The sequence below is a fragment of the Ottowia beijingensis genome (assembly GCF_013423955.1).
GTDB classification, from domain to species: Bacteria; Pseudomonadota; Gammaproteobacteria; order Burkholderiales; family Burkholderiaceae_C; genus Ottowia; species Ottowia beijingensis.
On record NZ_JACCKX010000001.1, the window covers coordinates 1,212,314 to 1,225,502 of the forward strand.

Consider the following 13,189-nt stretch of genomic DNA (forward strand, 5'->3'; position numbering starts at 1 on the left):
CGTCAGCGCACGCGCTCGATGTCGGCGCCGATGGCGCGCAGTTTCTCTTCCATCTGGTCGTAGCCGCGGTCCAGGTGGTAGATGCGGTCGACCAGCGTCTCGCCGTCGGCCACCAAGCCGGCGATGACCAGCGAGGCCGAGGCACGCAGGTCGGTGGCCATCACGGTGGCGCCGCTGAGCTGCTGCACGCCGTCAATCATGGCCGTGCGGCCGTCAACGTGGATACTGGCGCCCAGGCGCACCAGTTCGTTGACGTGCATGAAGCGGTTCTCGAAGATGGTCTCGGTGACCATGCTGGAGCCCGAGGCCACGCAGTTGAGCGCCATGAACTGCGCCTGCATGTCGGTGGGAAAGCCCGGGTATTCGGTGGTGCGAAAGCTCTGCCCCTTGAGCGCGCGGCCGCCCAGGCTGCGCACGTGGATGGCGTGCGCCTTGGGGCCGCCCTGGCAGTCGGGGCCGCCGATGGCCTCGATCTCGGCACCGGCGTCGCGCAGCTTCTCGACCACGGCGTCGAGGTGGTGCGCGCAGGCGTGCTGCAGCGTCACGTCGCCGCCGCAGGCCGCCACGGCGCACAGGAAGGTGCCGGCCTCGATGCGGTCGGCCACCACCTCGTGCTCGCAGCCGCGCAGGCGCTCCACGCCCTGGATGCGAATGCGGCTGCTGCCGTGGCCTTCGATCTGCGCGCCCATCTTGATGAGCATCTCGGCCAGGTCGACGATCTCGGGCTCTTGCGCGGCGTTCTCCAGCACCGTCTCGCCCTCGGCCAGGCAGGCGGCCATAAGAAAGTTCTCGGTGCCGGTCACCGTGACCATGTCGGTGGTGATGCGCGCGCCCTTCAGGCGCGTGGCGCCGTCGGGCAGGCGCGCGACCATGTAGCCGTGCTCCACGTCGATCAGGGCGCCCATGGCCTGCAGGCCCTTGATGTGCTGGTCGACCGGGCGCGAGCCGATGGCGCAGCCGCCGGGCAGCGACACCTTGGCACGGCCAAAGCGCGCCAGCAGCGGCCCCAGCACCAGCACCGCCGCGCGCATGGTCTTGACCAGCTCGTAGGGCGCCTCGGGCGTGATCGGCTCGGCGGCGTGAAAGCTCATGCCGCCGCGCTCGCCGTGCGTCTCGGTCTGCACGCCCATGTTGTCGAGCAGCTTGCGCATGGTGCGCACGTCCTGCAGGCGCGGCACGTTGGTCAGCTTGACCGGCTCGTCGGTCAGCAGCGTGGCGCACATCTCGGGCAGCGCGGCGTTCTTGGCGCCGGAGATGGTGACTTCGCCGCGCAACGGGCGGCCACCGCGGATCAGGAGTTTGTCCATGGCTGGATTGAAAAGGCTCGGTGGATATCGAGAGGCCGCAGCGCAGGCCAGGCGCGAGCACCCGTGGCCGGACCTGCGCCGGCCACTGGTGCGTCCCCCTGCGGGGCGACTCAGGGGATTTCATTTGGCTGCCCATTCGGCAGGGGTCAGCGTCTTCATCGACAGCGCATGCACCTCGTCGGTTTTCAGGCGCTCGCCCAGCGTGGCGTACACGCGCTGGTGGCGCGCGATGGGGCGCTTGCCCTCGAACTCGGGCGAGACGATGGTGGCGAACCAGTGGCGGCCGTCGCCTTCGACTTCGAGGTGCTCGCAGGCCATGCCGGCGGCGATGAGGGCTTTGAGTTGGTCAGCGGTCATGTCGGGGGTTATCAAAATAATAGCTGCTTGCGCTTGTCAATCAATGGTTTCAAATGTTTTTCGCTTGAAACAACCAACTGGCGGGCGCAAGCCACTCTCAATTCATGAGCACCGGCTTGCTTGCGCCCGGCACCCACGACCTTAGCCGCGCAGCTTGTAGCCGGTCTTCAGCAGGTACAGCGTCAGCGCCGACACCAGCGCCACCGCCGAGCCAGCCACGCCCAGGCTGAGCCAGGGCGACACGTCGCTGACGCCGAAGAAGCCGTAGCGGAAGCCGTCGATCATGTAGAAGAACGGGTTGAAGTGGCTGATCGTCTGCCAGAAGCCGGGCAGCGAATGGATGGAATAGAACACGCCGGCGAGGAAGGTCATGGGCATGACGATGAAGTTCTGGAACACGGCCATCTGGTCGAACTTGTCGGCCCACAGCCCGGCCAGCAGGCCCAGCACGCCCATCAGCCCCGCGCCCAGCAGCGCGAACACCAGCACCCAGGGCAGCGAGGCGGCGCGCGGCGGCGCATACAGCAGCGTGACGAGGTACACGCCCAGCCCCACCAGCAGCCCGCGCAGCACGGCGGCGCCCACGTAGGCCACAAACCAGTGCCAGGCCGACAGCGGCGTGAGCAGCGTGAACACCAGGTTGCCCATGATCTTGCTCTGCACCAGGCTGGAGGCGCTGTTGGCAAACGCGTTCTGCAGCACGCTCATCATCACCAAGCCGGGCACCAGAAAGGCGACGTAGCTGACGCCGGGGTACACCTGCACGCGGTCGCTGAGCACGTGGCCGAAGATCAGCAGGTACAGCACGGCGGTGAGCACCGGCGCGGCGATGGTCTGGAAGGCCACGCGCCAGAAGCGCAGCACCTCCTTCTTCAGCAGCATCTTCCAGCCGTCGTTGGGCGCCGGCAGGGCCTGCAGGTGCGTGGTGCGCATCACCGATTCGTTCATGACAGCACTCCTGCGGTGGTGGTTGGCGGCGGCGTGGCGATGGCGGGCGCGTTCATCAACTGGATGAACACGTCCTCCAGGTCGGCCTTGCGGATTTCCAGGTCTTCGACCGCCACGCCGGCCTGGCGCAGCGCGGCCAGGTGGGCCTCGATCTCGGCCGGGCCGCTGGCCGGCAACTCGACGATGCGGCCGGTGGTGCGCGCCTGCGCGGCCAGCTCGGGCGGCAGGGCGTTGTCGGTCTTGAAATACAGCACGTTGGCGGTGGCGTTGTTCAGCAGCGTGCTGGTGCGCTCCAGCGCGATGACCTGGCCCTTCTTGAGCATGGCCAGGCGCTGGCACAGGGCCTCGGCCTCTTCCAGGTAGTGCGTGGTCAGCAGCACGGTGTGGCCCTTGCGGTTGAGCGCGGCGACGAACTGCCACAGCGTCTGGCGCAGTTCCACGTCGACGCCGGCGGTGGGCTCGTCGAGCACGATGACGGGCGGCTTGTGCACCAGCGCCTGCGCCACCAGCACGCGGCGCTTCATACCGCCAGAGAGCTGGCGCATGTTGGCCCTGGCCTTGTCGGCCAGGCCCAGGCCGGACAGCAGCTCGTCGATCCAGTCGTCGTTGCGGTGCAGGCCGAAGTAGCCGGACTGGAAGCGCAGCGCCTCGCGCACGGTGAAGAAGGGGTCGAACACCAGCTCCTGCGGCACGATGCCGAGGTGGCGGCGCGCCTGCATGAAGTCCTGCTGCACGTCGTAGCCATGCACCTTGACGGTGCCGGCCGTGGCGCGCGCCAGGCCGGCCAGGATGGAGATCAGCGTCGTCTTGCCCGCGCCGTTGGGGCCGAGCAGGCCGAAGAATTCGCCTTCTTCGATGTCGAAGCTGACGTTGTCGAGGGCTTTCAGGGGAGCGGCGCCGGATTTGCCCGCGGCCGGATAGACCTTGGACACCGACTGAAAGGAGATGGCAGGCATAGGCAACCGGCCATTTTACGATTTTGGGCCGTTCCGCGTGGTGCGCAACCGGCCCAGCCCCTGGGGGCGCAGGCTCTTTCAGGCCGCGGTGTCCTCGGGCAGGGCGGGATCGGGTAGCAGGGCCGAGATGCCGTACAGCCCGGCCAGCTCACGCAGCCGCGGCGCCAGGCCGCGCACGGCAAAGCGCTTGCCGTCCTGCAGGCATTCGCGCCGGCACTCCAGCAGCACCGCCAGGGCGGACGAATCGAAACGCGTCAGCGCCGTGGCGTCGACCAGCACCTGCGGCTCGCTCTCGGCCCGCGCGGCCTTCAGCAGCATGTTCAGGCAGGTGGGCGCCTGGGCGTGCGTCAGTTCGGCGGGCAGCACCAGCATGGCGGTCAGGTCTTGCCGCTGGCGGCGTTGCTCTGGTTGCGCTCGGACAGCGACCTGATCAGCGCATCGACGCCGCCGGCATTGATCTGCTGCGCGAACTGCGGGCGGTAGTTGTCGACCAGCCACACGCCGACCACGTTCAGGTCGTAGATCTTCCAGCCTGCGCCCTGGCCGGGCGTCTTCTCCATGCGGTAGTCGACCTGCACCGGGTCGCCCTGGCCGCGGATGAGGGTGCGCACCACCACTTCCTTGTCGGTCGGCGCGCCGCGCAGCGGCAGTACCTCGACGCTCTGGTTCTTCACCTGGCGCAGCGCGCCCGCGTAGGTGTGCACCAGCAAGGTCTTGAACTCGCTCTGCAGGCGCTGGCGCTGCTCGGGCGTGGCCTTGCGCCAGGCCGGGCCGGTGGCCGAGGCGGTCATGCGCGTGAAGTTCACGTAGGGCATGACCTTGGAATCCACCACGGACATGATGCGGTTGATGTCGCCACCCTGCAGCGCCGCGTCGCCCTTGATCAGTTCCAGCACCTCGTTGCTGACGCGGGTCATCATGGCGTTGGGGGCCTCGTCGGCCGCCTGCGCCCACGGCGCGGCACCCGCCATGGCCAGCGCGCCCAGCGCACCGGCGGTGAAACGGACAAAGGAACGGCGATCGGCAATCTTCATCGGTCTGTCTTTCTCGGGACGGCGCACCCCGGCGCCCTTGGCATTTTGAATCTGCCGCGCCCCAGGGTTCCCCAGCGCTGTTACAAGTTGTGCTAGCGGGCCGGCTGCGGGGCGGCATCAGAGCCAGCGGGTGCCGGCGCGGCCCCGCCCTCTTCTTCCAGGTCGTAGCGCTCCTCGTCCTGCGGCGGGTTGCCGTCGTGGATCTCGTTGCGGCGCTTCTGCAGGAAGGCGTCGCGCTGGAAGCTGTACTTGTCGAGCGCGGCGGATTCAAGAAAGTCGGTCGTCGTCAGCAGGCTGGCGCGGGTCTGGATGACGTTCACACCGATCAGCGAATTGCGCACCGACACATCGTTGACGTGGCCGACCGCGCTGCCGTACGCATCGACCGGCAGCGCCGCGGCGTCGCGCAGCGTCGACGGTCCGAACAGCGGCAGCACGAAATACGGCCCCGCCGGCACGCCCCAGTAGCCCAGGGTCTGGCCGAAGTCCTCACGGTGGCGCTGCAGTCGCATCTCGGTCGCCGGATCCAGCACGCCGCCCAGCCCCATGGTGCTGTTGATGACGACGCGCCAGAACGAGTGCAGCGCGCCCTCGGGCTTGGCCTGCAGGATGTTGTTCACGAAGGACCAGGCATCGCCCAGGTTGCCGAAGAAGTTGCTCACCCCCGTGCGCACCGGTTGCGGCAGCACGTCGCGGTAGGCCGTGGCCACGGGCTTGAGCACGGCCGTGTCCACCGCCTCGTTGAAGCTGTACATGCTGCGGTTGTAGCGCTCCCACGGGTCGCGCGGATCGGCGCCGGGGCACTGGCGCAGCCGGCCAGCAACACCAGCGCCACGGCACCAGCCAGACCTTGCACGCGCTGCCTGGCGCCCATGCTTTGCTTGCTCATTGAAATACCCCTGTTGCTTTCGCGGTGTCGCTGGCTGCTTGCGGCGCGCCAGCGCTGGCTGGCGGCCTGCGGCTGCCGAAGGCGTGATTGAACCCCACCGGCGGCCTACTTTCCACCCTTGTCGGGGATGCGGCATTGGCCGCGCTGTTGAAGAGAAACTGGCTGATCAGGTTCTCCAGCACCACGGCCGACTGCGTGCTGGTCACATTATCGCCGGCGGCCAGGTTGTCCTCGGCCGCGCCGGCCTCCACGCCGATGTACTGCTCGCCCAGCAGGCCGCTGGTGAGGATCTTGAGCGAGCTGTCCTTCGGAAACTTGAAGCGCGCGTCCATGTCCAGGTCGATCCGGGCCTGGTAGCGCTCGTCGTCGAAGCTGATGCCCGCCACGCGCCCCACCACCACGCCGCCGCTGCGCACCGCCGCCTTGGGCTTCAGGCCGCCGATGTTGTCGAACTGCGCCGTGATGCGGTAGGTGGACTGGAAGTTCAGCGACAGCAGGTTGGCCGCCTGCAGCGCCAGAAACACCAGCGCCGCCAGCCCGATCATCACGAACAGGCCGACCCAGAGATCATTCTTGGAGCGTTCCATCTAGCTCGCCCTCACATCAATAGGAAAACATCAGCGCCGTGAGCAGGAAGTCCAGCCCCAGCACCATCAAGGACGCCATCACCACCGTGCGAGTGGTGGCGCGCGCCACGCCGTCGGCCGTGGGCTTGGCCATGTAGCCTTGCAGCAGGGCCACGAAGGTCACGGTGATGCCGAAGGCCACGCTCTTGATCACCCCGTTGCCCAGGTCGGAGAAGATGTCCACGCCGCCCTGCATCTGGCTCCAGAAGGCACCGGGGTCGACGCCGATCATCGGCACGCTGACGATCCAGCCACCCAGCACGCCCACCGCGTTGAACACCGCCGTCAACAGCGGCATGACGATGATGCCGGCCCAGAAGCGCGGCGCGATGATGCGCTGCACCGGGTCCACCGCCATCATCTCCATGGCGCTGAACTGCTCGCCCGACTTCATCAGGCCGATCTCGGCCGTCAGCGACGTGCCTGCGCGCCCGGCAAACAGCAGCGCGGTGACCACCGGCCCCAGTTCGCGCAGCAGCGACAGCGCCACCATCAGCCCCACCGCCTCGGCCGAGCCGTAGCGCTGCAGGATGTTGTAGCCCTGCAGCGCCAGCACGAAGCCGACGAACAGCCCCGACACCGCGATGATGGCCAGCGAATAGTTGCCCAGGAAGTGGATCTGGTCGCGCACCAGCGAGAAGCGCCGCAGCGTCGGCCCCAGCAGCGCGACCAGGCGCCAGAAGAAGCGCGCGGCGTAGCCCACATCGGCCAGCGCGCGGCGCGTGGCGAAGCCGACGTCGGACGGGCGCCACCAGCTCATCGGGCCACCTCGATGCCAAAGTCCTGCTCCACCGTGGGGCCGGGGTAATGAAACTCCACCGGGCCCTCCATGTCCATGCCGACGAACTGGCGGATCAGCGGGTCGCTGCTGGCGCGCACCTCGTCCGGCGTGCCCTGCGCGGCCACCTTGCCGTCGGCCAGGATGATCACCTGGTCGGCGATGAGGAAAGTCTCCTGCACGTCGTGCGACACCACGATGCTGGTGATGCCCAGCGCGTCGTTGAGCTGGCGGATCAACTTGGCCGCGGTGCCAAGCGAGATCGGATCCAGCCCGGCGAACGGCTCGTCGTACATCACCAGTTCAGGGTCCAGTGCGATGGCCCGCGCCAGCGCCACACGCCGCGCCATGCCGCCGGAGATCTGCCCCGGCATCAGATCGCGCGCGCCGCGCAGGCCCACGGCGTCCAGCTTCATCAGCACGATGTCGCGGATCAGCGCCTCGGGCAGTTTGGTGTGCTCGCGCAGCGGAAAGGCCACGTTCTCGAACACGCTCAGGTCGGTGAACAGCGCGCCGAACTGGAACAGCATGCCCATGCGCCGGCGCGCGGCGTACAGCTGGGCCTCGTCCATCGGGCCGATGTCCTTGCCGTCGAACAGCACCTGCCCCTGCTGCGCGCGCTGCTGCCCGCCGATCAGGCGCAGCACCGTCGTCTTGCCGCCGCCCGAGGCGCCCATCAGCGCCGTCACCTTGCCGCGCGGCACCGCCAGCGACAGCCCGCTCAGCACCGGGCGCGTGCCATAACCAAAGGTCACGTCGCGCAGCTCGACCAGGGCGTCGGTCGATGCGGCACCCGACGCCGGAACAGAGGGCACTGCGATGGAAGAAGGCGATGACATCGTCAAAAAGACAGAGCCGGCATGACAACCGGCTCGGCCCGCCATCATAAGGGATTTCAGCAACGTTGGCCGCGCGCCACCTCAGCCTCGAATCGGCACGAAACCCCTTGCCAGCATGCGCAAGTCGCTACATTTATCGAAGCAAGCCAGCTGGGTTGGCGCCGCCTGGGCCTCGCGTTCGACGGCGCCGGGCCGTGCGGGCGAAGGGCTGGTGGTTCAGTGCAGCGCCGCTGCGTCGCGCGGCGTGCCGTCTTGCGCCCTCTCCCGCCGGCGGGAGAGGGTTGGGGTGAGGGTAACGCAGGTTGAATATTCATAGCTGCTCGCGCCCGCCACACAACGATTTCAGACACTTTTATTTTGAAATCAAGCCCCAACAAGCGCAAGCCACTATTTATTCAGTAGCATCCACCTTCTCGCGCACCACTGCGCCCACCGGCGGCACGCCATCCCGCGCGCCGCAGCCGCCGCGCCCCAGCCCCGCCGCCAGCAGGCAGCCATGTCCTGTCGATGAAACTTGCTACTGGACGCAAGCGCGGCCAAGCGTAGCCGAGCCATGGTCGTTGGCATGTCGCCATTTCTGGCGACATGACGGCGCCGGCCAAATGGCGGCAAGATGCGCGCATGACGCCCACATCGCCCGCTGCCAGTGCCATCGACGTCGCCGTGGTGGAGGACGACGCGGCCTGCCGCATCGCGCTGGTGGCGGCGCCGAACGCGGCGCCGGACATGCGGCTGCTTTGGGCCGCGGCGACCCGGGCCGAGGCGCTGGCGGCGCTGGGCGACCGGATGGCGCAGGCGCCCGATGTGCTGCTGGTGGACCTGGGCCTGCCGGACGGCAGCGGGCTGGACGTGATCGCCGCGGCGCGCACGCGCTGGCCGGGCGTGGCGCCGATGGTGAGCACGATCTTCGGCGACGAGGAACACGTGCTGGCGGCGATCGAGGCCGGGGCCATGGGCTATCTGCTGAAGGACGCGACGCCGGAGGCGGTGATCGGCGAGGTGCGCAGCCTGCACGCCGGCGGCAGCCCGATCAACCCGCTGGTGGCGCGCAAGCTGCTGCTGCATGCGCAGCGCGGCGGCGCGCCGGCCGCCGACGTTGCCGAGGCCATCGAGGCCGCCGCGGGCGACGAGCTGCCCAGCCTGTCGGCGCGCGAGCTGGAGGTGCTGCGCCTGGTGTCGCGCGGGCACACGCTGGCCGAGGTGGCGCAGGCGCTGGTGGTGTCGCCGCACACGGCGCGCACCTTCGTGCGGCGCATCTACGCCAAGCTGCAGGTGAAGTCGCGCGGCGAGGCGGTGCGCGTGGCGGCGCATCAGGGGTTGCTGGATGGCGGTTGATGGTTTTGAAAGGAAAAGACCTATATCCCGCGCCAGACAAGCGCGGGAAGCTATTGTTTTTGCATTCATCAGCTGGCTGCTGGCGCTGGCGCAGCCGGTGTGCGCGGCGGCGCCGCCGGCCCTGCACCTGACGCAGGCCGAGCTGTGGCACTCGCCTTCGGGCAGCTGGGCGCCGCCGGACACGCTGACGCACAGCGACGACGCCGTGCTGGAGGCCGCCACGCCGTGGCAGACGGTGGCGCTGCCGCACGTGCGGCCGCGCGCGGTGGCCACCCGGCGAAGGCGGCGCAGGCGCCGCCGCAGGTGGCCTGGTACCGGCTGCAGGTGCCGGCGGCGGCACTGGCGGCGTCGCCGCAGGGGCCGCGCGTGTACATCCCGCGCTGGCAGACTTCGGGCACGGTGGCGGTGTACGCCAACGACCGGCTGCTGTGGCAGACGCGCGGCAGCCGCACCTGGAACAGCACCAACCGGCCGGTGTGGATCGACCTGGGCGGCGCGACGCCGGCCGACACCACGCTGACGCTGCACGTGCGCATGGCCAGCCAGCAGGGCGTGGGCGGCGCGCTGTCCACGCTGTGGGTGGGCCCGGCCGAGGCGCTGCTGGCGTCGTGGCGTGCGCGCACGCTGCTGCAGGCGGACGGGGTGGCGTTCTCGCGCGGCTCGTACCTGGTGATCGGCCTGTTCGCACTGCTGCTTTGGCTGGCACGGCGGCGGCGCGGCGAGGGGCTGTACCTGCTGTTCTTCGTGATGTCGGTGTTCCAGGTGCTGTCGATGCTGCACTACATGGTGGACAGCGAGGGCTTCGGCCTGCCGGACGAGTGGTTCGCCTGGCTGGCCTACGTGGCCGGCTCCATGGGGTCGGCGCTGTGCTCGTTCCTGTTCCTGTGCGTCATCAACCAGCTGCGCCTGCCGCGCCTGAAGGCCGCCATGCTGCTGTACGTGGGCGCGGCGTGCCTGATCACGCTGCCGCCGCTGGGGCTGCTGGAGCTGAACACCGCGCTGCCGGCGCTGCGGCTGGCGCTGATTCCGCCGGGGCTGGTGATGATCGGCGTGGGGGTGTGGGGCGCCATCCAGCGGCGCACCTGGGGCAGCGCGCTGCTGGCGCTGTGGCTGCTGCTGTCGCTGCCGATCGGCTTTCACGACCTGGGGCTGCAAAGCTACCGCGGCGACATCGAGTCGATCTACCTCACGCCCTACGTCTACGTGGGGCTGTTCACCATGTTCCTGCTGATCGCCTACACGCGCTACGTGCGCGCGCTTGACGTGGCGGCCCAGGCCAATGCGACGCTGGAGCGCCGCCTGGCCGAGCGAGAGGCGGAACTGGCCGCCAGCCACGAGCGCCTGCGCCAGGTGGAGCGCGAGCAGACGCTGATGACCGAGCGCCAGCGCCTGATGCGCGAGATGCACGACGGCATGGGCTCGTCGCTGATGACGGCGCTGCGCGTGATCGAGCACGGCGAGCGCGACCGCGTGGACGTGGCGCAGGTGCTGAAGGAGTGCATCGACGACCTGAAGATCTCGATCGACTCGCTGGAGCCGCTGGACGCCGACCTGCTGGCGCTGCTGGCGACGCTGCGCTTCCGGCTTGGCCCGCGCCTGGAGGGCGCCGGCCTGGCGCTGCACTGGGCGGTGCAGGACGTGCCGCCCCTGCCCTGGCTGGACGCGCAGAGCGCCCTGCACGTGCTGCGCATCCTGCAGGAGGTGCTGACCAACATCGTCAAGCACAGTGGGGCGCGCGAGATCACGGTGTCGACCGCCGAACAGGCGCAGGGCGGCGTGCCCGGCGTGGTGGTGCGCATCGCCGACGATGGCCGGCCCTTCAGCCCGCCGCCGCCCGAGGCGCTGCCGCCCGGCCGCCGCGGGCTGGGCAATATCCGCAGCCGGGTGGCGCTGCTGGGCGGCGACTGTGCCTGGGCGCCCGGTGGCGAGCGCGGCACGGTGTTCACGCTGTGGCTGCCGCTGCGGCGGGGCTGATGCATGACTCGCAAGAAAGCAACTTGAAAAACCCTTGAACGCGAAAATCGCCAAGGCAGCGCAGAAGACGCAGAAGACGCAGAAGAATCATCTGCCGTTCATCAGGGAAGCTTGAAGTCTCAGACCCTGGTGTGGGAGCGGGCTTGCCCGCGATGAGGCGCCTCGTCGCCACCAACGCTTGATCGCGGGCAAGCCCGCTCCCACACGGGGATGCGGTCGCTGCGTCATCTGACGCCTCTTGATCATCAAGCAAGGAAGATAGCCACCATCGCTTGTGAAAGCTGAAGTCACGCAAGGTTTTCACCATCTTGTTCTGCGCCTTTTGCGAAGTCCTGGCGTTCTCTGGACTCAAGAATTCAGCGCACCTTCAAGTCGGTGGCTTGACCATCCATCATGCCCTTGCCGCTCTGGATGACCGGATGGCTGGGTGACCGCGCTGGCCTGCCCCTGCGTCATTCCGGCGCAAGCCGGAATCCACTTGGCCTCCAGCCACCCATCGGTGTGCGCAAGCGCTCTGGATTCCGGCTTGCGCCGGAATGACGGGGTTGGGAGGTGCTGGTTCGGCGCCAGTGCCGGCAGATATGCAGATGCCCAGGGCGGACAGGCACAGCGCCGCCCATCGCCCCTTGGCGCCGCCTACAGCTGCTCGGCGCGCAGCTGCTCGGCGCTGTGCGGCGACAGCAGGCCGGGCGCCACGTCGAACACGGTCTTGGCGCCGTACTGGCCTTGGCCGTGCAGGCGGTGCACGGCGCGCGCATAGGCCACCAGCACGGCCGAGGTGAACTCGGGGTTGCTGTCGAGCTTCAGGCCGTACTCGATCACCTGCGTGGTGCCGGCGCTGGTGCTGCCGCTGCGGATGACGAAGCCGCCGTGCGGCATGGCGCCGTGGTCGCGGCGCAGTTCGTCGGCGCTGATGAAGGTGACGGTGGTGTCGTACTCGTCGAAGTAGTGCGGCATGGTGACGATGGCGCGCCGCACCGTGTCGGCATCGGCGCCATCGGCCAGCACCACGAAGCATTCGCGCGTGTGCTTCTGCCGCGTGGTGAGTTGCGGGCGGGTGCCGCTGCGCACCTGCTCCACCGCGGCGGGCACCGGCACGGTGTACTGCACGCCGCCGGCCACGCCGGGCACGCGGCGGATGGCGTCGGAGTGGCCCTGGCTGAGGCCCTTGCCCCAGAAGGTGTAGGTGGCGCCTTCGGGCAGCAGCGCCTCGCCGATGACGCGGTTGATGGAGAACATGCCGGGGTCCCAGCCGGCGGAGATGAGCGCGGTCTTGTGGTTGGCACGCGCCGGCGCGTCGACGGCGGCGAAGTATTCGGGGATGCGGGCGTGGGTGTCGAAGCTGTCGACGGTGTTGAACAGTGCGGCCAGTTGCGGGCCCTGCTCGGGCAGGTCCTGCTTGGAGCCGCCGCACAGGATCAGCACGTCGATCTGCCCGGTGTGGCCGGCCAGCGCGTCCATGCCGTGCACCGGCACGCCGGCGGTGAGCGGCTGCAGTTGCGCGGGCGGGCGGCGGGTGTAGATGCCGACGAGCTGCATGTCGGGGCTGCGGGCGACGGCGGCCTCGACGCCGCGGCCCAGGTTGCCGTGGCCGGCAATGGCGATGCGAATGGGAGATGTCATGGGGAATGCTGGTTGCGTGCGGGGCCGGGGCGGCCGGGTCATCAATGGCAGGCTGGCGCGCGGGGCGCCGGCGGGCCGCTGGATTATGTCTGAGCGGGGGTGGGGTGCGGGCCGGAAGCCGGCGCCGCGGGCGGCCTGGCGGGCGGGTTGGGCGGTGGTGGACACGGCTTGGGCCGTGATCAGGCACCGCGCGGGCGGTGCGCCGCCATCGCGGCCAAGGCCGCTCCCACAGGGGCTGGGCGGTGGCCGCTGGGGGCCTGAACAAGCGATAACGGATTGGTGCGGCGAACTGGTTTGAAAAGAATAGCTGCTTGCGCCTGATGGACGGGCGCAAAAGCAAATTATTGATTGGCAAAAAATTTCGGAAGTCCCCCGTTTGCCGCACCGATGAGGCGGGTCGCTGACATCCGTCAGCAATTCATCGGCGGCGCGCGCTGCCTGGCGACCTTCTTGCCACGCACGCGGTCAGCGTGCAGGTCGTCATGCCGCCCGCCGGGCGATCAGGAGGGCCGCACCCTAACGC

General features: G+C 68.9%; 13 protein-coding genes. 2 read left to right on the plus strand and 11 right to left on the minus strand.

What is annotated here, in order from left to right; genetic code table 11:
* Positions 1–2: 2 nt before the first annotated feature.
* The 10 genes from murA to H0I39_RS06205 form a co-directional block, all read right to left on the minus strand.
* The gene (murA, locus tag H0I39_RS06160) at positions 3–1,307 is read right to left on the minus strand and encodes a UDP-N-acetylglucosamine 1-carboxyvinyltransferase (RefSeq protein WP_180549927.1); all 1,305 of its coding nucleotides are present in this window, start codon (positions 1,305–1,307) and stop codon (positions 3–5) included.
* Between the two features lie 120 nt (positions 1,308–1,427).
* Positions 1,428–1,664 (minus strand): BolA family protein, encoded by a 237-nt coding sequence (locus tag H0I39_RS06165; RefSeq protein ID WP_180549928.1) that lies wholly within the window; start codon positions 1,662–1,664, stop codon positions 1,428–1,430.
* Between the two features lie 141 nt (positions 1,665–1,805).
* Complete coding sequence (locus H0I39_RS06170) at positions 1,806–2,612, minus strand: ABC transporter permease (RefSeq protein WP_257645650.1); 807 nt, start codon at positions 2,610–2,612, stop codon at positions 1,806–1,808.
* On the minus strand, positions 2,609–3,568 hold the full coding sequence (locus tag H0I39_RS06175; protein ID WP_180549929.1) for an ABC transporter ATP-binding protein: 960 nt from the start codon (positions 3,566–3,568) through the stop codon (positions 2,609–2,611). The genes H0I39_RS06170 and H0I39_RS06175 overlap by 4 nt, the downstream gene beginning before the upstream one ends.
* A gap of 78 nt (positions 3,569–3,646) precedes the next feature.
* Entirely contained in the window at positions 3,647–3,940 is a 294-nt protein-coding gene (locus H0I39_RS06180; protein ID WP_180549930.1) for an STAS domain-containing protein, read from the minus strand.
* A gap of 5 nt (positions 3,941–3,945) precedes the next feature.
* Positions 3,946–4,596: an MlaC/ttg2D family ABC transporter substrate-binding protein gene (locus tag H0I39_RS06185; RefSeq protein WP_373368332.1), complete on the minus strand. Its 651-nt coding sequence runs from the start codon at positions 4,594–4,596 to the stop codon at positions 3,946–3,948.
* Between the two features lie 98 nt (positions 4,597–4,694).
* Positions 4,695–5,357 (minus strand): MlaA family lipoprotein, encoded by a 663-nt coding sequence (locus H0I39_RS06190; protein WP_307776781.1) that lies wholly within the window; start codon positions 5,355–5,357, stop codon positions 4,695–4,697.
* Positions 5,358–5,487: 130 nt separating this feature from the next.
* Positions 5,488–6,078, minus strand: a complete 591-nt coding sequence (gene mlaD / locus H0I39_RS06195; protein ID WP_180549932.1) for an outer membrane lipid asymmetry maintenance protein MlaD — start codon at positions 6,076–6,078, stop codon at positions 5,488–5,490.
* A 16-nt stretch (positions 6,079–6,094) separates the two neighbouring features.
* A complete protein-coding gene (gene mlaE / locus H0I39_RS06200; protein WP_180549933.1) occupies positions 6,095–6,877 on the minus strand; it encodes a lipid asymmetry maintenance ABC transporter permease subunit MlaE in 783 nt (260 codons plus the stop codon).
* Complete coding sequence (locus H0I39_RS06205) at positions 6,874–7,734, minus strand: ABC transporter ATP-binding protein (RefSeq protein ID WP_180549934.1); 861 nt, start codon at positions 7,732–7,734, stop codon at positions 6,874–6,876. Before H0I39_RS06205 ends, mlaE begins: the two co-directional genes overlap by 4 nt.
* A 621-nt stretch (positions 7,735–8,355) precedes the next feature.
* On the opposite strand from H0I39_RS06205, the gene H0I39_RS06210 reads away from it, so the two are divergent.
* Positions 8,356–9,069 (plus strand): LuxR C-terminal-related transcriptional regulator, encoded by a 714-nt coding sequence (locus tag H0I39_RS06210; protein ID WP_180551705.1) that lies wholly within the window; start codon positions 8,356–8,358, stop codon positions 9,067–9,069.
* A gap of 225 nt (positions 9,070–9,294) precedes the next feature.
* Positions 9,295–11,043 (plus strand): sensor histidine kinase, encoded by a 1,749-nt coding sequence (locus tag H0I39_RS06215; RefSeq protein ID WP_257645651.1) that lies wholly within the window; start codon positions 9,295–9,297, stop codon positions 11,041–11,043.
* Positions 11,044–11,679: 636 nt separating this feature from the next.
* Here the strand turns inward: H0I39_RS06215 and H0I39_RS06220 are convergent.
* A complete protein-coding gene (locus H0I39_RS06220; RefSeq protein ID WP_180549935.1) occupies positions 11,680–12,666 on the minus strand; it encodes a diaminopimelate dehydrogenase in 987 nt (328 codons plus the stop codon).
* Between the last annotated feature and the right edge of the window lie 523 nt (positions 12,667–13,189).